A 26,185-nucleotide genomic window follows, 5' to 3' on the forward strand; every position below is an offset into this window, starting at 1 on the left:
CAGGACAAGGAGACCCGAACTCGTGTTGCGCACGCATGAGGCCGGCGCCCTGCGCGCCGAGCATGTAGGCCAGACCATCACCCTCACCGGGTGGGTGGCGCGCCGTCGCGATCACGGGGGAGTGATCTTCATCGACCTTCGCGACGCCTCCGGCGTCGCCCAGGTGGTCTTCCGCGAGGGCGAGATGGCCGAGCGGGCCCACCGCCTGCGCTCCGAGTTCTGCCTGCGGGTCACCGGCGAGGTCGTCGTCCGCCCGGAGGGCAACGAGAACCCCGAGATCCCCACCGGCGAGATCGAGGTCACGGTCACCGAGCTGGACGTGTTGTCCGAGTCGGCCGCGCTGCCCTTCCCGCTCGACGAGCACGTGGAGGCGGGGGAGGAGGTCCGGCTGCGGTACCGGTACCTGGACCTGCGGCGTTCCGGTCCCGCCCGCGCGCTGCGGCTGCGCAGCGAGGCCAACCGCGTCGCCCGCTCCGTGCTCGACGAGCGGCGGTTCGTCGAGGTCGAGACCCCGACCCTCACCCGGTCCACTCCCGAGGGCGCCAGGGACTTCCTCGTCCCGGCCCGCCTCCAACCCGGCTCCTGGTACGCGTTGCCGCAGTCCCCGCAGCTGTTCAAGCAGCTGCTCATGGTGGGCGGGGTGGAGCGCTACTACCAGATCGCGCGCTGCTACCGGGACGAGGACTTCCGGGCCGACCGGCAGCCGGAGTTCACCCAGCTCGACATCGAGATGAGCTTCGTCGAGCAGGAGGACGTGATCGAGCTCGGCGAGCGCATCGTCTCCGCGCTGTGGGCCGAGCTGGCGGACCACGAGATCACCACGCCCATCCCGAGGATCACCTACCACGAGGCCATGTCGCGGTACGGGACGGACAAGCCGGACCTGCGGTTCGGTCTCGAACTGACCGAGATGACCGAGTACTTCTCGGAGACGACCTTCCGGGTCTTCCAGGCGCCCTACGTGGGCGCCGTGGTCATGCCGGGTGGCGCGGACCAACCGCGCCGCCAGCTCGACGCCTGGCAGGACTGGGCGAGGCAGCGCGGCGCCAAGGGACTGGCCTACGTGCTCGTCGCCGAGGACGGCACCCTGGGTGGCCCGGTCGCCAAGAACCTCTCCGACGGGGAGCGGGAGGGACTGGCCAAGGCGGTCGGCGCCGCTCCCGGCGACTGCGTCTTCTTCGCGGCCGGCCGGCCCTCCGACGCCCGGGCGCTGCTGGGGGCGGCCAGGCTGGAGATCGCGCGCCGCACGGGAATGGTCGACGAGGACGCGTGGTCCTTCGTCTGGGTCACCGACGCGCCCATGTTCGAGTCCGTCGACGAGACCGACGACGTCGCCGTCGGCTCCGGCCGGTGGACGGCGGTGCACCACGCCTTCACCTCGCCGACCCCCGAGTGGATCGACCGGTTCGACCAGGACCCGGAGCACGCCCTCGCCTACGCCTACGACCTCGTCTGCAACGGCAACGAGATCGGCGGTGGCTCGATCCGGATCCACCAGCGCGACGTGCAGGAGCGCGTCTTCGAGGTCATGGGGATCGGTTCCGAGGACGCGCGGGAGAAGTTCGGGTTCCTGCTGGACGCCTTCAAGTTCGGCCCCCCGCCGCACGGCGGCATCGCCTTCGGGTGGGACCGCATCGTCATGCTGCTGGCTGGCGCGGACTCGCTGCGCGACGTCATCGCGTTCCCGAAGTCGGGAGGCGGTTTCGACCCGTTGACGCAGGCTCCGGCGCCCATCACCCTCCAGCAGCGCCGGGAGGCCGGTGTTGACGCGAAGCCGGTCAGGAAGACCGCGGAGGCATGAGGAACGCGGGGTGTCCGGGTGCGACACGCCCGGACACCCCGAATTCACCTTGATGTACTACGCAGAGTGGCCAAATGAGGACCCGAACAGCGGTAGGGTCGGAAGAGATGAGTCTGGAGATTGCGGTCGGTCGGCCAACGGCGGTCGACGGCACAACCGAAGAAACCACTGGGATGACTCCAACGGTTGCCGCCGCTGAGTCCGCGCTGTCCCGTCGCTTCGGAGCCCCGGTGCGGCTGGGCGACCCGGAGGACCTGGGCGGCAGCGGCCGCGCTGTGGTGATCAGGGTCAGGGTGGTCGAGAACCCGTTCTCGCTGCCCCGATCGCTGGTGATCAAGCACTACCAGGGCCCCGCGCCCGAGGCGGCCGCCGACCCCTTCGCCCACGAGGCGGCCAGCTGCCAGTTGCTCACCGCCCTGCCCTCCGAGACCTGGGTGGGTCCGGAACTCGTCGGTCAGGACGCCAGCGAGCGGCTGGTCATCCTGGAGGACCTCGGCCGCGCCCCGACCCTGACCGACCGGCTGGAGGGCTCGGACACCCGGGCCGCCGAGACGGCCCTGCTCGCCTGGGCGAGGGGGCTCGGTCGCCTCCACGCCAGCACGGCCGGGCGGGAAGCGGACTTCGACACCCTGGTCCGCCGGCTCGGCGGGCTCGAACCGGCGCGGCCGGCCGCCGTCGAGGACTCCGAACGGATGCTGGCCGAGCTGCCGACCCTGCTGGCCGAGACGGTCGGCGTCGACACCCCGGACGCGGTGCTGGCGGAGTTGGGTGAGGAGGTCCGCCTCTTCGCGCGCGGCCGCTACCGCGCGTTCAGCCCTTCGGAGATCTGCCCGGACAACAGCGTCGTCACCAGCTCCGGGGTCCGCTTCCTCGACTTCGAGGGCGGCTGCATGCGCGACATCGCGCTGGACGCGGTCAACCTCAGCGTGCCCTTCGCCTCCTGCTGGTGCGGCTCGGCGATACCCGCTCGCATGTCCCAGGCGATGCTCGCGGCGTGGCGGTCCGAGGTCAGCGCCGTGTGGCCCGAGCTCGACGACGACGCCGTGCTGATGCCGTGGCTGCTCAGGGCGCAGCTGCTGTGGGCCTGGCTGACCACCTGGAAGCTGTTGGGCATCGCCAACGAGCGGAGCGCCGACGTCCCCGCCGCCAACGACCACGGCGACCCGATCCTGCGGTACCTCACCCTGCTCACGCAGTGGGAGCGCCTCGCCGGGGACGAGCGGCTCAGCCCCACCATGCGGGAGCACGCCGAGCAGGTCGCGGAGGGCATCCGGGCGCACTTCGGCCTCAAGACCCAGCAGTTGCCCACCTACCCGGCCTTCCGCTGACCACGGCGTCCCCCCGGCGGTCGCCGGACCGACCCGACCGGGTCGCCGGGTAGCGTCGTCGCCGTGGCAGACGGACTCTTCGACGAGGGCCTGTTCGAGGCGCAGGTCCAGCAGGACGCCAACGAGGCGGTCGCGGCGAACGCGCCCCTCCCGGTGCGGATGCGACCCCGCACGCTGGACGAGGTGGTGGGCCAGGACCACCTCCTGCACCCGGGGGCGCCGCTGCGGCGGTTGGTCGAGGGCGGGGCTCCCGCCTCGGTGATGCTGTACGGGCCGCCCGGCACTGGCAAGACCACCCTCGCCTCCCTGGTGTCGCTCGCCACCGGTCGCCGGTTCGTCGCGCTCTCCGCGCTCTCCGCCGGGGTGAAGGAGGTGCGCGCGGTCATCGAGGAGGCGCGGCGTCGCCTCGGCCGGCGGTCCGAGCGGACGGTGCTGTTCATCGACGAGGTCCACCGCTTCTCCCGCACCCAGCAGGACGCCCTGTTGGGTGCGGTGGAGGACCGGATCATCCTGCTCGTGGCCGCGACCACCGAGAACCCGTTCTTCTCCGTGGTCGCCCCGCTGCTCTCCCGGTCGCTGGTCCTCCAGCTGCGGCCGCTCGAGGACGAGGCGGTCCGCGAACTCGTCCGGCGGGCGTTGGCCGAGGAACGGGGCTTGGGGGGACGGCTGGAGCTCGCCACCGACGCCGAGGACCACCTGGTCCGCCTCGCCGGCGGCGACGCCAGGAGGGCGCTCACCGCCCTGGAGGCGGCCGCCGAGGCCAGTGACTCCGTCGGGGAGGCCACGATCACCCTCGACACCGTGGAGGACACGGTGAACCGGGCCGCCGTGCGCTACGACCGGCAGGGCGACCAGCACTACGACGTGACCAGCGCCTTCATCAAGTCCATCCGGGGGTCGGACGTCGACGCCGCGCTGCACTACCTGGCCAGGATGGTCGCCGCAGGGGAGGACCCGCGCTTCATCGCGCGCCGGCTGGTCGTGCACGCCAGTGAGGACATCGGCCTCGCCGATCCGACGGCCCTCACCGCCGCCGTGTCCGCCGCCCAGGCCGTGCAGCTCATCGGGATGCCCGAGGCACGGCTCGCGCTGGCCCAGGCGACGATCCACCTGGCGACCGCCCCGAAGTCGAACGCGGTGATCACGGCGATCGACGCGGCGGTGGCCGACGTGAACCGGGGGGCGGTGGGCGCCGTGCCGCCGCACCTGCGCGACGGGCACTACGCGGGCGCCGCTCGGCTCGGGCACGCCGAGCGGTACCGGTACCCCCACGACGTGCCCGAGGGCGTGCTGACCCAGCAGTACCCGCCCGACCAGCTCGTCGGCCGCGACTACTACCAGCCGGCGGCCCGGGGAGCGGAACGGGCCCTCGCCGACCGGGTCCCCCGGCTGCGACGGGTGGTGCGCGGCGACGAGTCGAGCGGGGACGGAGCCGGCCGGGACGGTCAGTGAACCGGTGCGTGTCGTCGCGGGCGCGGCCCCGGGGGTGCGGGGCTCCGGAGGTGGCCGGCGAGTGCGGCCGGCCGCGCGGTGTGTCGCGGGCCGTCGCTGGTCCGCATGGCCGGCGACCCGGGCGTGTCCGTTGTTGATCACCGCGTGTGACACGATCCGGAGAATGTCGAGTGCTGCCACCGGACTTGTCGCTTGTTCGTGAGAAGTACGGGATGCGGCGGGGAGAATTCTGACCGGGAGTGCGGAACTCCTTGCTCGAATTGGTGAAATTCGGCGGAGGACTCACACCTTGTGGTCTTGGCGCTGGCATGGGCGCTGCCAGTCAAGTATGAAGTACCTGCTGGCGATCAAGCCGTGCGTCGGCCCGACCAGTGCGGGTAGTCCCCGAGCGGACGGGACAACCCGAGGTCGCGGTGGTCAGCGGCGACACGGTGACCACCGGACCGGGCGGGCTGACGGTGGCCCGGCGCACGACAGCCGCCAACGGTGGTTCGTGGCCACCAGTGGAAACCAGAGGACACGCCACAGCCGAGAAGCCCGCGGTGGTCCGGCCGGGAATCGGCACGGTCGGGAATCGCGCGGACCTTTCCGGTGATCGGGTGTGATCGTGCTCAAGGGAGGGAAACGCGTATGGGCTGGCTGTTCAGCCAGATATTCCTGTGGTGCCTGGTTTCTTTCGCGCTCGGGGTGGTCGCGGTCACGCTGCTCGTGCTCCGCCCGATGCGGAGGCGGGCGAGCGGGGCGGCGGCGGCCGGCGACGCCGAGAACACCTCGGCGACGGACCAGGCGCCTCTCGACCACCTGCTCTCCGAGGGCGAGCGGGACGCCGCCCCCGTGGCGGGCTCCGACCGGCCGGCCGCCGACGGGCTGGAGGAGCCGGAGGACGGGTCGGAGGACGTGTCGGAGCGGGAGAAGCGGGACGCGGAGGCGCTGCGGGACGTACCCGTCTCCGTGATCGTCGTCGCCGACCAGGAGGAGACGTCGGCCGACCGGGCCGAGGAGGAGCCCGTGGGGTCCGCGAACGGTGCCCCGGGCACATCCGACCGGCGGGCCGGAGCCGTCGCCGTGGCCGGTGCGGGCGACGGAGCCGGCGCACCGGAGGCCGCCAGCGGCGCGACGTCGGTGCCCAGCGCCCGGACCGACCCCGACCTGAACGGCCGGGCCGCGACCAACGGGAGCCGGGCGCACGCGCCCGTGGAGGAGGACGGCCCGGCCGGCACCGAACTGGCGACCCCGGAACGCGAGGACACGCCCTCGACGGGCCCGTACCCGAACTCGGTGCTCGCGGAGGCCGATGCCACCGGCCACCCGGAGGGCTACCCGGTGAAGGCCAAGAAGCGGTCCATGACCTACCACACCGAGGACTCGCCCTACTACCGCCGCACCAAGGCGGACATCTGGTTCCGGTCGGCCGACGACGCCGAGCGGGCCGGCTTCGCCGCCTGGCGCGCCAGGCGGCGGGTGACCACCTCGGCCTGAGCGCCGCGAGGACGCCCACCGGGTCGACAGTCGCCGCCCGGTGGGCGTCGGCGTGCCCGGGGGAGCGCTGGGCCCAGCGGCCCCACCGGCCGGCCCGGGCGCGCCCCCACGAGTCACCAGCCGTCGGGGGGTGGGAGCGGCGGCACGTCGCGCAGCGGACTGGGAACGGCCCCCCTCGGGCGGATGGCGTGCCGGTAGGGGAGTTCGGCGTACCCGGTCTGGACGAGGCGGTCGCCGTTGAGCGGGTACCGGGGGAACTCCGGCACCGTCAGGGACCCGGCCTCGATCCGGTCGGCGAGTTCCGGGAACCGCCGCCGGTAGGCGTCGATCTCGCCGCGCACCCGCCCCCACAGCCGGGGGCGCGCCAGGCCGTGCCGCTCCTCCAACAGGACCGCCAGGGGGCGGAGGACGCCGACCAGCAGCGCGTCCACCAGGTACTGGCGCAGCACGGGCCACGGCTTCCTGGGGAGCACCCTGTCGTGGGAATCGGGTTCGGGGCCGCGCTCGGGGACCGCGTCGAGGGACACGTTCACGTCGTCGATGAGGTCCTTGAGCACCGCCCCGGTCGGGAGCCCCCGCGCGTCGGTGGTGATCAGCACGTTCTCCCCGTGGGGGTTCACGGTGATCCCGTAGCGGTAGAGCAGGTGGAGCAGCGGGCGCAGCAGCACGCGCAGCAACGCGGCCACCCAGGCGTCCACGTCGTGGTCACCGGCCTCCAGGTAGGCACCCACCAGGTCGCCGCCGTGCGGGTCGACGTGCAGGACGGCGGCGAGGGGCCAGCAGCCCTGGTCGGGGCCGAGCAGCGGGTCCACGGGTTCCCGCCACACGCAGCCCAGCGTCTCCAACCAGGTGTAGGGGACCTCGCCGGCCGCGCTCAGCCGTGGGTGCCGCACCGTCACCGACGCCACCTCGCCCAGGAGGGTGGCCCCCCAGCCGGCGAACCGCTCGTCGGCGGCCCAGAGGCCCCGCAGCCACCGCGTCACCGCGGGCGCGGCGACGGTGCAGTGCGGCGGGATGCCCCGCCAGACGGCGGTGTTCAGGATGCGCAGCGGCAGCTTCACCTGGAGCCGGTCCGGCCTGTCCACGTTGGACATGGTCCGGATCGACTGGGTGGGCAGGTACCGGTCGGGGGCCGTGCCCAGTTCGACGATCCGCCCGGTGGCCAGCTCCGGAGCCCACAGGGTGCGCACCACGTGGTCGAGCTGCCAGGGGTGGACCGGGAACCACACGTGGGTGCCGGGGACGAGGCCGGCGTCGCGGAGTACGGAGGCGAACCGTTCGCGGGTGTCCTGGTCGAGTTCGCTGGCCACCACGCCGTCCTCGGAGAGGTCGGGGGTGCCGCGGAACTCGGCGAGCCCCCGCTGGACGGCCAGCCACGGCAGCCGCAGCGGGGTCCTGGCCTCCGGTGCGTAGGCGGCCAGGTCCGAGGCCGCGAATCCGACCCGGCCCTTGTTCGCCACCAGCCAGGGGTGACCGGTGAGGTGGCCCTCCACTTCGGCGTGGCCGAGGGTGGCGAGTGTCCTCGCGGGCAGCGCCGTCGTCGCCAGCTCCACGTCGGCGGTGAGCGTCGCGGTCAGCTCCGACAGGTAGTTCGCCAGGGTGGCCGGCGGCATCCCGATCACGGGGGCCACGTCGAGCAGGAACTGCTGGACGTCCTCGGCCGGTTGGGTGAGCCGGTCACCGAGCAGGCCGGTGGCCCGGCGGCGGATGCTCCCGGGGCAGACCGACCACCCGCCGAAGTCGGTGCGGTCGGCGGAGAAGAGGTAGGTGGCGGTGGGCAGCTCCAGGAGGTGGTCGCCGTCCTCCTGGCGGGCGGGGCGGAGGAGGTCCTCGAAGGACAGTTCCCCGATGAGCTTGGCCAGCAGGGCCCGGGAAGCCCTGGACCAGGCCGCCGCGCGGAGGGCGGTGCGGGTCGGTGGGGACGGGTGCCGGTCGTCCCGGGGCACGGGAGGGCCGTCCCTCCGTGTGGCGTCCTCCGGGGCGGCGCTCGACGTGCCCTCGGCGCCCCCGGGGGGCGACGGCGCGTCGCGGTCCGGTGTCCGCGTTCCCCGGACGCCCGGGGTGGAGCGCCCGGCGGAACCCGAACCGGGTTCGGCCGGGTCGGCGGCCGGGGCGGGCCGGGCCGAGCCGGCGGTGGTCCCCTCCGTCGTGCGTCGTGCCACCTCAGGCACCTCCGTCGAGCGTCGGTGGGGCGAAACGGGTGAACGCGGTGTCGCGGGGCGGGGGGTAGCACTCCCGGCCGGTGACGGCGTTGAGGATGGTCGCGTTGCGCACCGCACCGATGCCCAGGTCGGGCGCGGCCACCCCGTGGCTGTGCAGGTCGGCGTTGGAGACGAACACCCGCCCGGTGACGTGGGGGGCGAGCTCGACGGAGTGGTCGAGCCGCACCACCGGCCGGTCCGCGTGGTCGGTGCGGATCGCCGGCGTCAGCGGGTCGAGGAGGCTCGGGGGGCGGTGCCGGTAGCCCGTCGCCGCGACGACCAGGTCCGTCCGGTGCCGGAACTCCCGGCCGGTGTCGGCGTGGTGGCAGGTCAGGACGACACCCCCGGACGGGTCCTCCTCGGCTCCGAGCACGGCGACGCCGGCACGGAGTTCCACGTCGGCGGATCCCGGGCGCAGCTGCCGCCGGTAGAGCGCGTCGTGCAGCTCCTCCAGGGTGGATTCCGAGATGCCCTTGTAGTGCCGCCACTGCTCGGCGACGAGGGTGTCCCGCACCGCGCCGTCCAGGCCGTGGAAGTAGCGGACGTAGTCGGGTGTGGTCATCTCGAGCACGAGCTTGCTGTAGTCGAGCGGGGCGAACACGGGTGTCCTGGTCAGCCAGCTCACCGCCGGGGCCTCGGTTGCCCTGCGCAGCAGGTCGAGCGTGACCTCCGCTCCGGACTGCCCGGAGCCCACCACGGTGACCCTGCCCGCCTGGTCGACGGCGGTGGCGCGGCGCAGGTAGTCCCCGCTGTGCACCAGGCGTTCGGCGGGGAGTCCGGCGAGTGCCGGGGGGATCGAGGGTTCGGTGCCGATCCCGAGGACCAGGTCCCGGGCCAGCACCGTGGTGGTGGTTCCCGAGGTGTCCCGGACGTCGACGGCGAAGCGGCCGGAACGGACGTCCCAGGTCACGGTCTCCACCCGGTGCCCGAACCGGACGGCAGGTAACCGGTCCGCGGCCCAGCGGAGGTAGTCCTGGTACTCCAGCCTGGTCGGGTGGAAGCGTTCCCGCACGTAGAAGCGGTACAGCCGGCCCCGGTCCCGGAGGTAGTGGAGGAAGGACAACGGGTGCCCGGGGTCGACGAGGGTCACCAGGTCCGCGAGGAAGCTGACCTGGAGCAGCGCGTCGTCGAACATCAGCCCCGGGTGCCAGCTGAGTTCGTCGTGCTCCTCGCAGACGACCAGGTCGAGGTCGTGCACCGTGGACGCGAGGGCGGCGAGTCCGAGGTTGAACGGACCACACCCCACCGCCAGCAGGTCGGTGCTGGCCGGCAGCGGAGCGGTGGACCGGGGTGGGGACGTGCTCACGTGGGGAGGTCTCCTTCGGAACGGGGACGCACCATGAGGGCGGCGAGTTTGTCGGGCAGCGTGATCTCACCGAGGTGGCGGAACCCGGCGGCCAGGAAGCACCGGACCGATCCGACGTTCGCGACGGCCGGTTCGGCCACCACCCGGCGGCAGGCCGGTTCCTCCGCCAGCACCGCGGTGGCGAGCGCGACGAGCAGCTCGCGGCCGAGGCCCTGGCCGAGCTGGGCGCGGTCCCCGATCGCCAGGTGGACCCCGACGTCATGGGGAAGGAACGGGTAATGGGCGGCCAGGCGGTTGCGGCACACCCGGTAGATCTCCAGGTACCCCAGGGGGACGCCGTCCCGGAGGGCCAGGACCGGCCGCGAGTGGGCACCGGCGAGTTGGTCGTCGATCTCCTGTTCCCAGCGGTGACGGGTCCAGGCCTGCGCCCAGAACGCGGCGACGTGCGGCGTGCGCATCCACTGGTAGACGAGGTCGAGGTCCTCGGCGGCGCGGGCACCGGAGCCGGGGGACGCCATCGCCCGCAGTCGCCAGCGCCCGGCGAGCTCCGGGACCGGGGGAGCCGGCACCTCGGTGCGGTCCGGGACGGAGGTGTCGGAGGGGGCCGGGCTGGTGGGAGGACTGCTCACGGGGCGGCTCCTGTCAGCGGGTTGGGGGCCGGCAGGTACACCGACTGGGCGTCCAGTGGGGCGAGGACCTCGTCGATGCCGTGGAGCCGGGTCAGCAGGTTGGCCTTGCAGGGGAGGGTGACGGTGTCCAGCCAGCGCCGGGCCAGCCGGTCGCCGTCCGGCCCGGCGGCGGCCAGGTCGGGCAGCGCGGCGCGCAGCCGGTCGGCGAGCAGGACCAGGCCCGTCTCCTCGGGGAGCAGCCCTTCCTCCCCGAGGCAGCCGACGACGGCCAGCGCCTGGTTGCGGAGCAGGTAGTAGGACAGGCGGTCGTCGACGAGGCGGTCGTCGACGACGGCGAGGGTGGACTCCTCGCTCCCGGTGCGGGCCAGCACCGAGGGCAGCCGGGACGCCGCCAGGTAGTAACCCTGGTTGTCGCGGAAGGCCCCGCCCACGACGTCCCCGGCGCCGTCGAGGCGGACGAGGGTGTTCTGCTGGTGCGCCTCCAACCCGATACCGGTCGCGGCGTAGAGGTGCAGCATGGGCACGAGCACCCGGTCGGTGTAGTCGACCACCCAGCGCCGGGCCGCGGCCGGGCCGCGGCCGGCGAGCAGCCCGCCGAGCAGGCTGGGCCCGCAACCCGGTCGGGGAGCCACCAGACCGGCCAGGCAGCGGTGTTCGGCGATGTCCTCCGGGGACTCGCGCACGGCGACGTCGAGGCCGGTGACCTCCGGGCCTCCCGGTCGGCCTGGGTCGTCGATGGCCAGCCAGCCCGGGTCCCGGATGATCCGGAAGCGCGGGTGGGCTCGCTCGGTGGCCTCGCCGTGGCCGGCGTCGAGCAGTCGGTGGACCTCCAGTCCCCGCCGGAGTTCCGTGCGGGTCGACTCGCGTCGTGAGTTGGTCAGCCGCAGCCCGAGCGAGAGTTTCAGCATGACGGGGGAGCCGGGCTGGTAGAGGGTCCGCACGCTCGACGTGGGCCACCACGGCCGGCCGGCGGCGCCGAGCGGCACGAGGCGGCCCGAGCGCACCATCGCCTCCAGCCGTGGCCGGCGCACCGCGACGGCGGCCTGCCACGGGTGGGCGGGGACGAGCACCCGGCCGGGGGGCGTGTCCAGGCCGGAGATCTCGGCGAGCAGCGCGGCGGTGTCGCGGCCGCCGAGCGCGGGCGAGCCGGTGACCGCGTCCTGGGAGACGAGGTCGGCGTCGACGGCGAACCAGTGGAGCTGGAACGAGCCCCGCAGTTCCGGCGAGTACCGCGCCGCCTCCTCCTCGGCCAGTCCGTCCCTGCTCTTGGCCGCCGGGTGGTGCAGGTGCCCCAGCACCAGGGACTGCTCGGCCGCCAGGAAGCCGTCCCGCTCGTCGGTCGGGCGCTCCCGGTGGTGGCGGATGAACCCCCGGACGCGGATGACCGAGTCGGCCGTCCGCGCCACGAGGTCGGCCACCTCGCCGGGGTCGACGCCGCCCCTGGCCGGGTCCCGGCCGGCCTCCCCCCGGGCGGCCTCGTCGGCGAGCAGGGCCGCGACGACGACCGGGTCGGCCTCGCCGGCGTCCTCCCCTGAGGTCCCGGTGAGGCGGACCGGCCCGAAGCGGTGCCATTCGGTGGGTGAGCGGCGCAGCACCGGGGCGCGCAGCACGAGGCCGCCGCGCCGGAGCGGCACGGTCAACTCCCCGGTGGCCGGTACGGCGATCGCCTTCTCCCGCACCCAGCAGCGCAGCAGGGCCTCCAGGTGGGCGTGCGCGGCCGCGACGCCCGGGTCCGGGTCGCACAGCGGGTCGGGGCCGGGAGGTTCCGATGGCCGGGGGGCGTGATCGTCGGCGACGGCCGTGCCGGCGGGCTGTTCGGTCATGCGTAGCGCTCCTTCCAGGCGGCCTCGGCCCGTTCTCCGGCGTCGAGCACGGCGGCGAGGATCGCGTCGAGGTCCTCGGTGGCGGCGGCCGGGTTGATCAGGGTGAGTTTGAGGCTGGTGAGCGGTGCGGTCACGGCCCCGTGCAGCGTGACGGCGCTCCGCCCGACCAGTGCCCGCGCGTCCCGCAGCAGGTCGCGGCGCAGCGCGGCGTTGACGGCGTCGGCGTCGACGCCGGGAGTGGGCAGGTAGCGGAAGAGGAGGGTGCTGATCGTCGGCTCGGCCAGCAGTTCGAGACGGGGTTCGGCGACCACCAGGCCCCGGGCGTGGTTGGCGAGGTCGTGGCAGTGGTCGACCATCGCGCCGAGTCGGGCCCGGCCGTAGGCGAGCAGGGAGGTGGCGATCTTCACCGCGTCGGGTCGCCGGGTGGTCTGGAGGGTGTGGCCCAGCAGGCCGCCGAACCCCTCGGCGGCGTCGTCGGAGGGGTTGAGGTAGGCGACCTCCCGGGACAGCGGCGCGAAGGAGGCGCCGTCGGCGACGAGCAGGACGCTGGCCGGGGCGGGCTGCCAGCCCAGCTTGTGCAGGTCGCCGGTGATGGAGTCGGCGCCGGTGATGCCCGCCAGCAGGGGGGAGAGCCGTTCGGAGAAGAGGGTGCCGAAGCCGTGGGCGGCGTCGACGTGCAGCCAGAGGTCGTGGTCGGCGGCGATCTCGGCGAGTTCGGGCAGCGGGTCCACGCTCCCGAAGTCCGTGGTGCCGGCGGTGGCGACGACGGCGACCGGGGTCCGCCGGCCGGGGAGGTCGCGGAGTTCGCGCACGAGCGCCTCGGGTCGCATCCGCCGGTGGCGGTCGACCGGGACCGGGTGCACCGCGGCCTCACCGAGGCCGAGTGCCGCGCAGGCGCGGTGCAGGGAGAAGTGGGCGAGCTCGGAGCAGAACACGACCGGGCCGGGGAGGGCCGCGAGCCCGTCCTGCCGGGTGTTGATCCCCAGACGGGCCGCGGCGGTGTCCCTGGCGAGCAGGAGGCCGAGCAGGTTGGACAGGGATCCGCCCGGGGTGAGCACCCCGTCGGAGGCGGGGCCGAGGCCGGCGAGCCCGGCGAGGGTGCGCACCACCCAGCGCTCCACGGCCACCCCGGACGGGCCGGAGTCGTAGGTGTCGACGGAGGGGTTGGCCAGGGACACCAGGGCGTCGGCGGCGGCCGCGATCGGCAGGCTCGGTGCCTGGAGATGGGCGGCGGTCCTGGGGTGGCGGAGGTCCACCCCGAACCCGGACAGCGCGATCGCGAGCCGGCGCAGGGCGGCGGCCTCGCCGATGCCGCGTCCGGGCAGCTGGGGCGGACCGAGCAGCCGGTCGACGGTGTCGAGCACTTCGGCCGGATCACCGGCCGGCAGCGGTCGGCCGGGTGGGATGGCGTCCTCGCGGACGGCGGTGAGGTGGGTGAGGAGCTCCGCCACGGGATCGGACCGCGTCCAGGGTTCCGGGCTCGGTGGTGGGGCCGGGACGGTCAGCAGGGACGCTCTGGCGACCTGGGGCACGGAACCTCCGGCGGGTGATCAGGGCGTTCAGGTAACCGAACGGCCACCGTACGTGTTGTTAGGTTAGGCTAACCACAACATCAACATTGTCAAGAACTGAGTCGCGGCTCACGTTCAGCCAGCGCTCGTGCTGATCTTGGTCGGGCGGGGGACTCCTGGCCGCCGCCGAGGCGGGACGGGGTACCCTGACCGCTGATCCCGTGAGATTCGCCGTCCGTCCCCGTGGACGAGCGCGGTGGAGTGTGGCGCCTTCTCACCCGACGGGCGTTCGGCGCCCGTTGTCGAACATTTCTCGTATTTCCCAGGAGGCATGTGTGTCGGCAGGCCAGATCGCCGCTCTCGTGGCTGCCGGCGCGTTCGTGCTGCTGGTGTTGCTGCTGGCCATCCCGCTGGTCAAGCTGGGGCGGACGCTGGACGAGGCGACCATCGCCATCCGCAAGGCGCACGAACAGTCCGAACCCCTGTTCACCGAGGCCAACACCACGTTGACCCACGTCAACACCCAGTTGGAGCGAGTGGACGGCATCACCTCGAACGCGCGTACCGTGTCGGGCAACGTCTCCGCGCTGAGTTCCCTGTTCACCGCGACCCTCGGTGGGCCGCTGGTCAAGGTGGCGGCTCTGTCCTACGGCGTGAGCAAGGCGGTTCGTCGGCGCGGGAAGAAGAAGGCCGGGGAGGACCGCCCGTCCCGTCGGTCCGGCCGCCGGGGAGGGCGTCGATGAGCAGGATGTTCTGGTTCGGTGTCGGAATCGCCGCCGGCGTGGCGCTGAGCAGGCGGGCGACCGCCGCCGCGCGGCAGGCCACCCCGGCCGGGGTGGCCGCCAACCTCGGCGAGGCGATCAGCGAGCTGGCGAGCGCGGTCGGTGCCTTCGGCGCGGAGGTCCGCGCCGGCATGAACGAGCGGGAGCGTGAGCTGGCCGACGTCGTCGAGCGGCGCACCGGGCTCCCCACCGCCCGCCGGGTCGACTTCGAGTACTCGGCGCGCACCGAGCGGTTCCGCCCGGTCGCCGGCGAACTCGCTCCGGCGGACGCGGCCAGGCCGGTCCGTGCCCGGTCCGTGGACCGGTCGGGGCGCGGACGAGCGCGTCGGGCGGAGAGCTGAGACCGGGCGGCCACCGCCGCCCGTCCTCCTCCGCCGCCCCCGACCGTCCCGACCACCGGCGCCCGCGGCGCCGCACCACGCGAGGAACCCGATCGTGCAGACCCACGAGATCCGCAAGCGTTTCCTGGACCACTTCGAGCGCGCCGGCCACACCGTCGTCCCCAGCGCCTCGCTGATCCTCGACGACCCGACCCTGCTGTTCGTCAACGCCGGCATGGTGCCGTTCAAGCCCTACTTCCTCGGTGAGGCCACCGCCCCCTACCCGAGGGCGACCAGCATCCAGAAGTGCGTGCGCACCGGGGACATCGACGAGGTCGGCAAGACCAGCCGGCACAACACCTTCTTCCAGATGGCCGGCAACTTCTCCTTCGGCGACTACTTCAAGGAGGGGGCCATCGAGCACGCCTGGAACCTGGTCACGGGTTCCGAGGCCGACGGTGGCTACGGCCTGGACCCGAACCGCATCTGGGTGACCGTCTACCACGACGACGACGAGGCCGCCGGCCTGTGGAAGCGGATCGCCGGGTTGCCGGAGGAGCGCGTCCAGCGGCGGGGGATGCAGGACAACTTCTGGTCGATGGGCGTGCCGGGACCCTGCGGCCCCAGCTCCGAGATCTACTACGACCGGGGCCCCGCCCACGGCCCCGACGGCGGCCCGGTGGTCGACGAGGACCGGTTCGTCGAGATCTGGAACCTGGTGTTCATGCAGGACATCCGAGGCGAGGGGCCGGGCAAGGAGGGCTACCCGATCCTGGGCACCCTGCCCGCCAAGAACATCGACACCGGACTCGGTGTCGAGCGGCTGGCCGCGCTGCTCCAGGGCGTGGACAACGTCTACGAGACCGACCTGGTCCGCCCGGTGATCGAGCGGGCCGAGGCGCTGACCGGGCGCCGCTACGGGGCCAACCCGGTCGACGACGTCCGGTTCCGGGTGATCGCCGACCACGCCCGTTCCGGCGTCATGCTGATCGCCGACGGCGTCACCCCCGGCAACGAGGCCCGGGGGTACGTGCTGCGGCGCCTGCTCCGCCGCATCGTGCGCTCCGCCCGCCTGCTCGGCGTGACCGACCCGGTGCTCGGCGACTTCAGCGCCGTCGTCCGGGACGCCATGTCCCCGGCCTACCCCGAACTGACCACCGACTACGCCCGCATCGAGTCGATCATGCGCGCCGAGGAGAACACCTTCCTCACCACGCTGGCCAGCGGGTCGAGGATCTTCGACATCGCGGCCGGGGAGACCAGGGCAGCCGGTGGCACGACCTTCGCCGGTGACAAGGCCTTCCAGCTGCACGACACCTACGGTTTCCCCATCGACCTCACGATGGAGATGGCGGCGGAGGCCGGGCTCACCGTCGACGAGGACGGCTTCCGCAAGCTGATGGCCGAGCAGCGCGCCCGCGCCAAGGCGGACGCCGCCGCCCGCAAGACCGGTCACGGCGACCGCTCGGTGTACCGGGAGCTGCTGGACCGGGGTGCGACCGAGTTCACCGGGTACGAGGAGCTGGAGAGCGAGGCCACCGTCCTGGGCGTGCTCAGCGAGGGCGTCCGCACCGGCCGCGCCGTCGAGGGCGACATCGTCGAGCTGGTCCTGGACCGCACCCCGCTCTACGCCGAGTCCGGGGGGCAGGAGAGCGACGCCGGGACGGTCGTGGCCGACGGCCTCGAGCTGGAGGTCGTGGACGTCCAGAAGGTCGCGCGCAAGCTGTGGGTGCACCAGGTCCGCGTCCGACGCGGCGAACTGGTGGAGGGCCAGCAGGTGCTGGCCAAGGTCGACCCGGAGTGGCGGGTCGGGGCGCGGCAGGGCCACTCCGGCACGCACGTGGTGCACGCCGCGCTGCGCGAGGTGCTCGGCCCGTCCGCCTTGCAGAGCGGCTCCTACAACAAGCCGGGGTACCTGCGGCTCGACTTCGCCTGGCCCGGGGGCCTCTCCCCGGAGACCCGCAGCGAGATCGAGGAGGTCTCGAACCTGGCGGTCCGCAGCGACTTCCCGGTGCACGTGCTGTACACGTCGATGCCGGAGGCGCAGCGGCTCGGCGCGCTGGCGCTGTTCGGGGAGACCTACGACGAGACCGTGCGCGTCATCGAGATCGGCGGTGAGTGGTCCCGCGAGCTGTGCGGTGGCACCCACGTGGAGCGCTCCGCCCAGATCGGACCGGTCGCCCTGCTCGGCGAGTCCTCCGTCGGCTCGGGCACCCGGCGGATCGAGGCCTACGTCGGGATCGAGGCCTTCCGCTTCATGGCCAGGGAACGCGCCCTCGTCCAGAACGTGGCCGGGATGCTGAGGATCCCGAGCAAGGACGTGCCCGCCAGGGTCGAGAACCTGGTCGAGCGGCTGCGGACCGCCGAGAAGGAGCTGGAGAAGCTGCGCGCGGCCGCCCTGCTCTCCTCGGCCGGGGAGTGGGCGGCCGCCGCCGAGGACGTGCACGGCGTCCGCCTGGTCGCCAGGGAGGTCAGCGGCGCCTCCGGCGGCGACCTGCGCAACCTGGCCACCGAGGTGCGGAACCGCCTGGGTGCGGGGCCGGGCGTGGTCGCCCTCTTCTCCGGGGACCACGCCGCCGGCAAGGCCAACTTCGTCGTGGCGACCACCAGCGGTGCCCGTGAGCTCGGGGTGGCCGCCGGCAAGCTGGTCCCGTCCTTCGCCGAGCGCATCGGCGGCCGTGGCGGCGGCAAGCCGGACATGGCCCAGGGCGGCGGCGCACGACCCGCCGGTATCCCGGACGCGATCGTCGCCCTGCGCGCCGGTCTCGCCGGTGCGGTGGCCGATCGGTGAGTCGCCGGGAGCGGGGGAAGCGGTGGCGGCCGGGTGACCCCGACCGCCCGGGGCACGCCGACGCGGGGCCGGGGCGCCGCCTCGGGGTCGACGTCGGTTCCGTCCGGGTCGGGCTCGCGCTCAGCGACCCCGGGCCGGTGCTGGCCACCCCGCTCGGCACGCTCGCCCGCGACGAGGCGGCGGACGGGGACATCGACCAGCTGGGGGCGCTCGTCGCGGAACACGAGGTGGTCGAGGTGGTCGTCGGACTGCCCAGGACCCTGGCCGGTGACGACGGCGCCTCCGCCGACTACGCCCGACGCTACGCCGCGAAGATCGCCGAGCGAGTGACACCGATTCCGGTGAAACTGGCCGATGAGCGGCTCACCACCGTCAGCGCGACCCGCATGTTGTCCGATCTAGGGGTCCGAGGGCGGCGTCAGCGGCGGGTCATCGACCAGGCCGCTGCCACGGAGATTCTGCAGGGCTGGCTGGACGCGCGTGCGGCGGCACTCCGGCCCCAACCGGATACCTGTGAGGAGAACTCGTGAGCGATGACCTGGGCTTGTTCGAGGACGATGCCGAGGAGGACCGCGCGAGGGACACCCGCCGTGGCGGGTCGGGCAAGCGGCGGAACAAGAAATCCGTGGTCACCCTCACGGTGGCGGTCCTGCTGCTCGGCGTGGTCGGCGTCGGCGCCTACTACGGGGTCCGGGAGCTCTCCGGCATCGGCGGTTACGAGGACTTCGAGGGCGAGGGCAGCGGCAGCGTCATCGTCGAGGTGCCGGAGGGCGCGAACCTGAGCCAGATCGGTCAGGCGATGCTCGACGAGGGCGTGGTCGCCAGCGTCCGCGCCTTCACGGTCGCCGCCGAGGAGGACCCCAGGGCCCGGGGCGTCCAGCCGGGCTTCTACGAACTGCGCTCGGAGATGTCGGGCGAGGCGGCCGTGTCGATGCTGCTCGACGGCGGCTCCCTCGGCCAGGTCGAGATCCGTGGCGGCAAGCTGCTGCACGACACGGATCTGCCCAACGGCGACGTCGACCCCGGCATCATCTCGTTGCTCGCCCAGGCGAGCTGCCACGAGGCCGACGGGGCGGAGTCCTGCGTCTCCACCGAGGAGCTGTGGGACGTGGCCACCAACGCCGATCTCGGCGAGCTGGGCGCGCCGGAGTGGGCGGTCGGCCCGGCGTCCGCCGCACCGGCCCCGGAACGGCGGCTGGAGGGCCTGATCCTGCGCGGCATGTACACCGTGCGGCCGGGCTGGGACGCCCAGGAGATCCTGACCCACGTCATCAGCAGCTCCGCCCAGTCCATGCAGGCGATCGGCATGCCCGGGCTGACCAACGAGACCGGTTTCACCCCCTACGAGGTGCTCATCATCGGCTCCCTGAACGAGAAGGAAGCCATCGAGAAGGACTTCGCGAAGGTCGCCCGCGTCACCTACAACCGGCTCCAGGCCGACAGGCAGCGGCTGGAGTACGACTCGACGGTCAACTACTGGAACAACAAGTCCGCCATCAGGACGCTGCCGGAGGAACGCGCCGACGCCGCCAACCCGTACAACACCTACGAGCACCTGGGCCTGCCGCCCACCCCCGTCTCCGCGCCCAGCGTGGAGGCCCTCCAGGCCGCAGCCCAGCCGGAGGAGGGCGACTGGATGTACTTCGTGAAGTGCGAGACCGACGGGACGACGTGCTTCAACCTCACCTACGACGAGCACCGGGAGGACGTCCGGCGGGCGCAGGACGCGGGGGTGTGGTGACCGGGCGTCACACTGCGGTGCTGGGCTCCCCGGTCGAGCACTCGCTGTCCCCGGTGCTGCACGAGGCCGGCTACGCGGCCCTCGGCCTGGACGGGTGGAGCTACCGGCGGATCGAGTGCGACGAGACCCGGTTGCCGGACCTGGTGCGGGGGCTCGGGCCGGAGTGGGCGGGCCTGTCGGTGACCATGCCCGGCAAGAAGGCCGCCGTCCGGTTCGCCGACGAGGTCACCGACACCGCCCGGGCCGTCGGGGCCGCCAACACCCTCGTCCCGCTCACCCCGGGCGGCGACGGTCCTCGCCGGTGGCGGGCGGACTGCACCGACGTCGCCGGGGTGACCGGGGCGCTGCGGGCCGTCGGATACCGGCCAGCCGGTGGCCCGGGGCTCGTCCTCGGCGCGGGTGGTACCGCGAACGCGGTGGTGGCGGCGATGGCGGAGTTCGGGCTGTCCGGGGTGACGCTGGTGGTGCGGGACGCCGCGCGCGCCGAGGAGACGGTGGCCTGCGCGGGCCGGGTCGGGGTCGACGTGGAGGTCGTCACCTTCGACCGCGTGTCCCTGCGCGCGCTGGCCGCCGAGGCGGACCTGGTGGTCTCGACGGTGCCGGCCGGGGCCGCCGACCGCCACGCCGAGGACCTCGCCGTGGCGCGGTGGCTGTTCGACGTCGTCTACGCCCCGTGGCCCACCCCCGTGGGCACGGCCGTCGCCGGCGCGGGTGGGCGGCTGGTCACCGGACTGGACATGCTGCTGCACCAGGCCTTCGGGCAGTTCGAGCAGTTCACCGGCCGGGTGGCGCCGAGGGAGGCGATGCGGGACGCCCTGCGGGCCGCCACCGGGAACACCCTGCCGCTCCCGCTGGCCCCCGGGGACGTCTGAGACCCAGGCCGGCACCGACGCGGCCCGGGATGTCAGTCGACCGCGCCGTCGAGAACCCGAACCCCCGGCCCGAGCAGCCCGTCGGCGGCGGTGTCGGCGAGCACCGCCAACAGGGTGTCCCGCAGGGCGCGGGCGGCGTGCGTCGGCGCCGTGTCACCCCGGTGCGCCAGCGCCACCGTCCGTGACAGCCCGGGGGCGGCCAGCGGCGTCCTGCGCAGCCCGGGGCGGTCGGCCAGCACCATGCTCGGCACGATCGCGACGCCGAGCCCGACCTGGACGAAGCGGAGGACCGCGTCCAGCTCGCCGCCCTCGACCACCATGCGCGGTTCGAGGCCGGCCGCGCGGAACGCGGCGAGCGTGACGGTGCGCAGGTCGTAGCCGGGCCGGAACATGATCATGGGGTGGTCGGCCAACGCCCGGACGTCCAGCGGGTGCCTCGGCAGCGGGTTGGCCTCCGACGAGGCGACCACCAGCTCCTCCCGCAGCAGCTCCGTGGTGGACAGGGCGGGGTCGGTACCGCCGGGGGGAGTGATGATGAGGGCCAGGTCGAGCCGGCCCTGGGTCAGCTCCCGGATCAGGTCCTGCGAGCCGCCCTCCTCCACCACCAGCCTGATCCCGGGGAAGCTCTGGTGGAAGCGCCGCAGCACCGGGGCCAGCACGGTGAGGCACAGGCTCGGGGTCGCGCCGATCTGGACCCGCCCCCGGCGCAGTCCCACCAGTTCGCCCACCTCCCGGCGGGCCGTGTCCACGTCGGCGGTGATGCGGGTGGCGAGCGGGAGCAGCGCCTCCCCGGCCGGGGTGAGGGTGATGTTCCCCCGCGACCGGCGGAACAGGGCCGCGCCCAACTCGCCCTCCAGCGCGCGGATCTGCTTGCTCAACGAGGGCTGCGCGACGTGGCACTGGTCCGCCGCCCGGGTGAAATGGCGGGTCTCGGCGACCGCGAGGAAGTAGACGAGCTGCTGGAGGGTCACGATGTATAGCGTATGGCTACTAACAGCAGAATCTCCATATATTGGACGACTCGTGGTGTCTGGTCCTACCGTCGCTCCGTGACCCTCACCAGTGGTAAGGCAGCGACGCCTGGCCGCGCCGCCCGGAGCCCGCGCCGATCCGGTCCGCTCCGCCGGCTCTGGGCCTCCAGCGTGGGCAAGAAGGCGGTGATGGCCGTCACCGGCTTCATCCTCTTCTTCTACGTCGTGGCGCACATGGTCGGCAACCTGAAGATCTTCTTCGGGGAGACGGCCTTCGACTCCTACGCCCGCTGGCTGCGCGCGATGGGGTCGGCCGTCCTCGGCGAGAGCGGAGTGCTGTGGACCATCCGGATCGTCCTGCTGGTCAGCGTGCTCCTGCACATGACGGCGGCCATCCAGCTCGCGAGGAGGGCGCGGGCGGCCAGACCGTCCGGCTACCGCCACCGCCCCCCGGTCCAGGGCGGCTACGCCGCGCGCACCATGCGGTGGGGCGGGGTCATCATCGCCCTCTTCGTCATCTACCACGTCCTCGACCTCACCGTCGGCTGGCTCAACCCGCACGGCGTGCCGGAGGAACCGTTCCTCAACGTCACCTCGGGTTTCCAGCAGTGGTGGGTCGTACTCATCTACACGGTCGCGATCCTGGCCCTCGGACTCCACGTCCGGCACGGCGTCTGGAGCGCGTTGCAGAGCCTGGGCACGGTGCGGGCCAGCCACGGCCCGCTCGCCAGGACCGTCGCCCTGGTGGTGGCCGTCGCGTTGACCGCCGGCTACCTGTCCGTCCCGTACGCCGTCCTGTTCGGCCTGGTGGAGTGAGGTTTCCCGTGCGATACGACGAAGGCGAACCGCTGGTGGACCGCGCGGCGCCGGACGGCCCCCTCGAGACCCGGTGGGAACGGGCCCGCTTCGGCACCCGACTGGTGAACCCGGCCAACCGCAGGCGGCTGCGGGTCATCGTGGTCGGCACCGGGCTGGCGGGGGCCTCGGCCGCCGCCACCCTGGGCGAGCTCGGCTACCGGGTGTCGTCCTTCTGCTACCAGGACAGCCCCCGGCGCGCGCACAGCATCGCCGCCCAGGGCGGGATCAACGCGGCCAAGAACTACCGCAACGACGGGGACAGCGTGTACCGGCTGTTCTACGACACCGTCAAGGGCGGGGACTTCCGGGCCAGGGAGTCCAACGTGTACCGGCTCGCCGAGATCAGCACCGCCATCATCGACCAGTGCGTCGCCCAGGGGGTGCCCTTCGCCCGCGAGTACGGGGGGCTGCTGGACACGCGGTCCTTCGGCGGGGCGCAGGTCTCCCGCACCTTCTACGCGCGGGGGCAGACCGGGCAGCAGCTGCTGCTGGGCGCCTACCAGGCGCTGTCCCGCCAGATCGCGGCCGGCACCGTCACCATGCACCCGCGCACCGAGATGCTCGACCTCGTCGTGGTGGACGGCCGGGCCAGGGGAGTCGTCATCCGCGACCTGGTGACCGGGGAGGTGAGCACGCACACCGCCGACGCCGTCGTGCTGGCCACCGGCGGGTACGGCAACGTGTTCCACCTGTCGACCAACGCGAAGGGGTGCAACGCCACCGCGATCTGGCGGGCGCACCGGCGGGGGGCACTGTTCGCCAACCCCTGCTACACCCAGATCCACCCGACGTGCATCCCCGTCAGCGGCGACCACCAGTCCAAGCTGACCCTGATGAGCGAGTCACTGCGCAACGACGGCCGGGTGTGGGTGCCGGTGGACCCCGACGAACGACGGGCTCCCGGTGACATCCCCGCCGAGGACCGCGACTACTACCTGGAGCGGACCTACCCCAGCTTCGGCAACCTCGTGCCCCGGGACATCGCCTCCCGGGCGGCGAAGAAGGTGTGCGACGACGGACGCGGCGTCGGACCGGGCGGCCTCGGGGTCTACCTCGACTTCGCCGACGCGATCGACCGGCTCGGCCGGGAGGCCGTGGAGACCCGCTACGGCAACCTGTTCGAGATGTACCAGCGCATCACCGGCGAGGACCCCTACCAGGTCCCGATGCGCATCTACCCGGCCGTGCACTACACGATGGGCGGCCTCTGGGTGGACTACGACCTCCAGTCGACCATCCCCGGCCTCTTCGTCATCGGTGAGGCGAACTTCTCTGACCACGGGGCGAACCGGCTCGGTGCGAGCGCGCTGATGCAGGGGCTGGCCGACGGGTACTTCGTACTGCCCAACACCATCGCTGGCTACCTCGCCGACGGACCGTTCCCCGAGGTCACCGACGCGCACCCCGACCTCGTGGCCGCGCGCTCCGACGTGGAGGAACGGGTGCGGCGGCTGTTGTCGGTCGAGGGTGACCGCACCGTCGACTCCTTCCACCGCGAGCTGGGGAGCCTGCTCTGGGACCACTGCGGGATGGAACGCACCGAGGAGGGGCTGCGGCACGCCCTGGAGCGGATCCCCGAGCTCCGCGCCGAGTTCTGGCGCCGGGTGCGGGTACCAGGGTCGGGGGAGGGCCTGAACCAGTCGTTGGAGCGGGCCGGCCGCGTCGCCGACTTCCTGGAGCTCGCCGAGCTCCTGTGCCTGGACGCCCTGCACCGCACCGAGTCCTGCGGCGGCCACTTCCGGGCCGAGAGCCAGACCCCCGACGGTGAGGCCCTGCGCCGCGACGACGAGTTCGCCTACGTCGCGGCCTGGGAGTACACGGGAACCGGCACGCCCCCGCTCCTGCGCCGGGAGTCCCTGACCTTCGAGCACGTCGAACCGACCCAGCGGAGTTACCAGTGAGATTCACCGTGCGTGTGTGGCGCCAGACCGGGTCGGAGGACGCCGGCCGGCTGGTGGAGTACGACGTCGACGACGTCAGCCCCGACATGTCGTTCCTGGAGATGCTCGACGTGCTCAACGAGCGGTTGACGCTGCGGGGCGAGGAACCGGTGGCCTTCGACCACGACTGCCGTGAGGGCATCTGCGGCATGTGCGGGCTGACCATCAACGGGGTGGCGCACGGCCCTCGGCGGGCCACGACCACCTGCCAGCTGCACATGAGGGAGTTCACCGACGGCGACACCATCGTGGTGGAACCGTGGCGGGCCGCGCCGTTCCCCGTGGTGCGGGACCTGGTGGTCGACCGGGGCGCGCTCGACGAGGTGGTCCGGGCCGGCGGGTACGTGAGCGTGTCCACCGGCAGCGCGCCGGAGGCGCACGCGACGCCCGTCGCGCGGGCCGACGCGGACAAGGCCTTCGAGTCGGCCGCCTGCATCGGCTGCGGTGCCTGCGTGGCGGCCTGCCCCAACGGGTCGGCGATGCTGTTCACCGCCGCCAAGGTCACCCACCTCGGCCGGCTGCCACAGGGAGCGCCGGAGCGGGACACCCGCGCGCTGGACATGCTCGCCGCGCACGACGAGGCGGGTTTCGGCGGCTGCACCAACACCGGCGAGTGCACCGCGGTCTGCCCCAAGGGGATCCCCCTGGCCGACATCGCCCAGTTCAACCAGGACGTGTTGCGAGCGTCCCTGCGCGGTGCGGGCGGTCGGCCGGCCTGACCGGTCGGCCGGTGCCGCTCGGGCGCCGGCGTGGGCCCGCGGCGCGGTGGTGGGACACGCGGTGCGGTGGATGCGGGCGGCCCGCCGACCTCGACGGTCGGCGGGCCGTTCCGCGTGACCCGTTGGCGCGGTGTACGGGTCAGTCCGTGGCGGGGGAGCGGCCGGTCTCGCCCTTCGCGGGCGTCGTGGTGGACGGCGCGCTCGCCCCGTCGCCGCCGGCCACCCCCTCGGCGAGTGGCGTGGGCCGCTCGCCCTCGTCGGGCGGGGACGCCGCCGCGCCCTCCGGTTCCTCGTCCCGCTCCCGTCCTGGCGTCGCGAGGTTCCACCGTGTGATGACCCAGCGGAAGACCAGGTAGTACACGACGGCGAACGCCAGCCCGATCGGGATGATCAGCCAGGGCCTGGTGGCGATGCCCCAGTTCAGCACGTAGTCGATCGCACCGGCGGAGAACCCGAAGCCGTGGTGCACACCGAGCGCGTTGGTGACGGCCATCGACAGCCCGGTGAGGAGGGCGTGCACCACCAGCAGCGGCCAGGCGACGAAGACGAAGGCGTACTCCAGTGGCTCGGTGACGCCGGTGAGGAAGGAGGCGAGCGCGGCCGAGAGCATCAGACCGCCCACCAGCTTGCGCTGGGAGGCCCGCGCGGTGTGGTAGATCGCCAGCGCCGCCGCCGGCAGGGCGAACATGAAGATCGGGAAGAAGCCGGACATGAACGTCCCGGCGGTCGGGTCGCCGGCGAAGAACCTGTTCAGGTCGCCGGAGGTGCCCTCGTGGTCCCCGAAGATGAACCACACGAAGGAGTTGCCGATGTGGTGCAGGCCGAACGGGAGCAGGAACCGGTTCAGCACACCGTAGGCGCCCGCACCCACCACCGTGGACCCGGCGACCGCCTCGCCCACCCAGGTCAGACCCGCGTTGAACCCGGTGAAGATCAGCGCCATCAGCACGCCGACCAGCACCATGGTGAAGGCCGTGATGATGGGTACGAACCGGCGGCCGCCGAAGAAGGCCAGGTAGGTCGGCAGCTTGATGCGGTGGAAGCGTTGCCAGAGCCCGGCCGCGATCAGCCCGGAGACGATGCCGCCGAGCACGCCGTACGGCCCGTTGTTGAAACTCTTGCCGTCGGTGAGCTCGGGGTCCAGCAGGGCCCAGAGCACGTTGTGCAGGACCAGGTAGCCCACGACGGCCGAGAGCGCGGTGGAGCCGTCCGACTTCTTCGCGAAGCCGATGGCCACCCCCAGCGCGAACAGCAGGGGCAGGTAGTCGAACAGCGAGTTCCCGGCCGCCCCCATGACAGCCGCCACCCGGTCGAAGAACTCCCCGGGTATCGCGGCGACCAGTTCACCCTGGCCCTGCCCCGAGCCGTCCTGGTAACCCAGCCGCGCCAGCAGTGCCGCCGCCGGCAGCACCGCGATCGGCAGCATCAGGCTGCGCCCCAGCCGCTGGGCGACCCCGAACGCCTTCGTTCGGAAGTCAGCGGTCCTGGTGTCGGACGTGGTGCTCATCCCCTACCTCCCACGGTCCCTACCTTCCACACGGTCGTCACTGACCTTGCGCCGAGCCTTGACCCTCGCGGGGCACCCGGCCACCGGCTCACCCGTGTGAGTGAGGGTTGTCCGCCCGCGCCAGCTTGCTACCGTCTGGTCCAGACCACTCGGT

At 73.1% G+C, this 26,185-nt stretch carries 20 protein-coding genes; 13 read left to right on the forward strand and 7 right to left on the reverse strand.

Translation table 11 applies throughout. From position 1 onward, the window contains the following. Positions 1-22 precede the first annotated feature (22 nt). From aspS to ACOJVX_RS07860, 4 genes are all read left to right on the forward strand, one after another. Positions 23-1,801 (forward strand): aspartate--tRNA ligase, encoded by a 1,779-nt coding sequence (gene aspS / locus ACOJVX_RS07845; protein WP_026418903.1) that lies wholly within the window; start codon positions 23-25, stop codon positions 1,799-1,801. Positions 1,802-1,974: 173 nt separating this feature from the next. Beyond that, positions 1,975-3,129, forward strand: coding sequence for a hypothetical protein (locus ACOJVX_RS07850; protein ID WP_051313963.1), 1,155 nt, complete (start codon positions 1,975-1,977; stop codon positions 3,127-3,129). Positions 3,130-3,192: 63 nt separating this feature from the next. Then, a complete protein-coding gene (locus ACOJVX_RS07855; RefSeq protein WP_103055538.1) occupies positions 3,193-4,581 on the forward strand; it encodes a replication-associated recombination protein A in 1,389 nt (462 codons plus the stop codon). A gap of 630 nt (positions 4,582-5,211) precedes the next feature. Beyond that, positions 5,212-6,060, forward strand: a complete 849-nt coding sequence (locus ACOJVX_RS07860; protein WP_422647370.1) for a hypothetical protein — start codon at positions 5,212-5,214, stop codon at positions 6,058-6,060. Between the two features lie 113 nt (positions 6,061-6,173). Here ACOJVX_RS07860 and ACOJVX_RS07865 read toward each other — a convergent pair whose 3' ends face one another. From ACOJVX_RS07865 to ACOJVX_RS07885, 5 genes are read right to left on the reverse strand one after another with little or no spacing between them, the layout of a single operon-like run. Beyond that, positions 6,174-8,222 carry an IucA/IucC family protein gene (locus tag ACOJVX_RS07865; protein WP_422647371.1) on the reverse strand — a complete coding sequence of 683 codons (2,049 nt, stop codon included), beginning with the start codon at positions 8,220-8,222 and terminating at the stop codon, positions 6,174-6,176. A gap of 1 nt (position 8,223) precedes the next feature. Further along, entirely contained in the window at positions 8,224-9,567 is a 1,344-nt protein-coding gene (locus tag ACOJVX_RS07870; protein ID WP_035292122.1) for a lysine N(6)-hydroxylase/L-ornithine N(5)-oxygenase family protein, read from the reverse strand. Continuing rightward, positions 9,564-10,196, reverse strand: coding sequence for a GNAT family N-acetyltransferase (locus ACOJVX_RS07875; protein WP_245588803.1), 633 nt, complete (start codon positions 10,194-10,196; stop codon positions 9,564-9,566). The genes ACOJVX_RS07870 and ACOJVX_RS07875 overlap by 4 nt, the downstream gene beginning before the upstream one ends. Next, complete coding sequence (locus ACOJVX_RS07880) at positions 10,193-12,019, reverse strand: IucA/IucC family protein (RefSeq protein ID WP_422647372.1); 1,827 nt, start codon at positions 12,017-12,019, stop codon at positions 10,193-10,195. The genes ACOJVX_RS07875 and ACOJVX_RS07880 overlap by 4 nt, the downstream gene beginning before the upstream one ends. After that, the gene (locus tag ACOJVX_RS07885) at positions 12,016-13,551 is read right to left on the reverse strand and encodes a pyridoxal phosphate-dependent decarboxylase family protein (RefSeq protein WP_422647373.1); all 1,536 of its coding nucleotides are present in this window, start codon (positions 13,549-13,551) and stop codon (positions 12,016-12,018) included. The genes ACOJVX_RS07880 and ACOJVX_RS07885 overlap by 4 nt, the downstream gene beginning before the upstream one ends. Positions 13,552-13,865: 314 nt before the next feature. Between ACOJVX_RS07885 and ACOJVX_RS07890 the strand changes: the two genes are divergently transcribed. From ACOJVX_RS07890 to ACOJVX_RS07915, 6 genes are all read left to right on the forward strand, one after another. Continuing rightward, the gene (locus tag ACOJVX_RS07890) at positions 13,866-14,273 is read left to right on the forward strand and encodes a DUF948 domain-containing protein (protein WP_016696743.1); all 408 of its coding nucleotides are present in this window, start codon (positions 13,866-13,868) and stop codon (positions 14,271-14,273) included. Further along, entirely contained in the window at positions 14,270-14,653 is a 384-nt protein-coding gene (locus ACOJVX_RS07895) for a hypothetical protein (RefSeq protein ID WP_081715440.1), read from the forward strand. Before ACOJVX_RS07890 ends, ACOJVX_RS07895 begins: the two co-directional genes overlap by 4 nt. A 94-nt stretch (positions 14,654-14,747) precedes the next feature. Then, entirely contained in the window at positions 14,748-17,423 is a 2,676-nt protein-coding gene (gene alaS, locus ACOJVX_RS07900) for an alanine--tRNA ligase (protein ID WP_422647374.1), read from the forward strand. Further along, on the forward strand, positions 17,420-17,953 hold the full coding sequence (ruvX, locus tag ACOJVX_RS07905; protein WP_422647375.1) for a Holliday junction resolvase RuvX: 534 nt from the start codon (positions 17,420-17,422) through the stop codon (positions 17,951-17,953). Before alaS ends, ruvX begins: the two co-directional genes overlap by 4 nt. Further along, positions 17,950-19,164, forward strand: coding sequence for an endolytic transglycosylase MltG (locus ACOJVX_RS07910; protein WP_422647376.1), 1,215 nt, complete (start codon positions 17,950-17,952; stop codon positions 19,162-19,164). Before ruvX ends, ACOJVX_RS07910 begins: the two co-directional genes overlap by 4 nt. Then, the gene (locus ACOJVX_RS07915) at positions 19,161-20,036 is read left to right on the forward strand and encodes a shikimate dehydrogenase (protein WP_418155622.1); all 876 of its coding nucleotides are present in this window, start codon (positions 19,161-19,163) and stop codon (positions 20,034-20,036) included. The genes ACOJVX_RS07910 and ACOJVX_RS07915 overlap by 4 nt, the downstream gene beginning before the upstream one ends. Before the next feature lie 32 nt (positions 20,037-20,068). On the opposite strand, the gene ACOJVX_RS07920 is transcribed toward ACOJVX_RS07915, so the two are convergent. Further along, a complete protein-coding gene (locus ACOJVX_RS07920) occupies positions 20,069-21,007 on the reverse strand; it encodes a LysR family transcriptional regulator (protein WP_026418892.1) in 939 nt (312 codons plus the stop codon). A gap of 78 nt (positions 21,008-21,085) precedes the next feature. Here ACOJVX_RS07920 and ACOJVX_RS07925 point away from each other — a divergent pair, with 78 nt between their 5' ends. The 3 genes from ACOJVX_RS07925 to ACOJVX_RS07935 are packed head-to-tail and all read left to right on the forward strand — an operon-like array spanning position 21,086 to position 24,524. Beyond that, the gene (locus ACOJVX_RS07925; RefSeq protein WP_422647377.1) at positions 21,086-21,823 is read left to right on the forward strand and encodes a succinate dehydrogenase cytochrome b subunit; all 738 of its coding nucleotides are present in this window, start codon (positions 21,086-21,088) and stop codon (positions 21,821-21,823) included. Positions 21,824-21,831: 8 nt separating this feature from the next. Beyond that, on the forward strand, positions 21,832-23,766 hold the full coding sequence (locus tag ACOJVX_RS07930) for a fumarate reductase/succinate dehydrogenase flavoprotein subunit (protein ID WP_026418890.1): 1,935 nt from the start codon (positions 21,832-21,834) through the stop codon (positions 23,764-23,766). Beyond that, a complete protein-coding gene (locus ACOJVX_RS07935; RefSeq protein ID WP_026418889.1) occupies positions 23,763-24,524 on the forward strand; it encodes a succinate dehydrogenase/fumarate reductase iron-sulfur subunit in 762 nt (253 codons plus the stop codon). The genes ACOJVX_RS07930 and ACOJVX_RS07935 overlap by 4 nt, the downstream gene beginning before the upstream one ends. Before the next feature lie 139 nt (positions 24,525-24,663). Here ACOJVX_RS07935 and ACOJVX_RS07940 read toward each other — a convergent pair whose 3' ends face one another. Continuing rightward, the gene (locus ACOJVX_RS07940; RefSeq protein ID WP_081715438.1) at positions 24,664-26,031 is read right to left on the reverse strand and encodes a PTS transporter subunit EIIC; all 1,368 of its coding nucleotides are present in this window, start codon (positions 26,029-26,031) and stop codon (positions 24,664-24,666) included. Positions 26,032-26,185 lie beyond the last annotated feature (154 nt).

The organism is Actinoalloteichus caeruleus (genome assembly GCF_049311605.1).
Lineage (GTDB): Bacteria > Actinomycetota > Actinomycetes > Mycobacteriales > Pseudonocardiaceae > Actinoalloteichus_B > Actinoalloteichus_B caeruleus.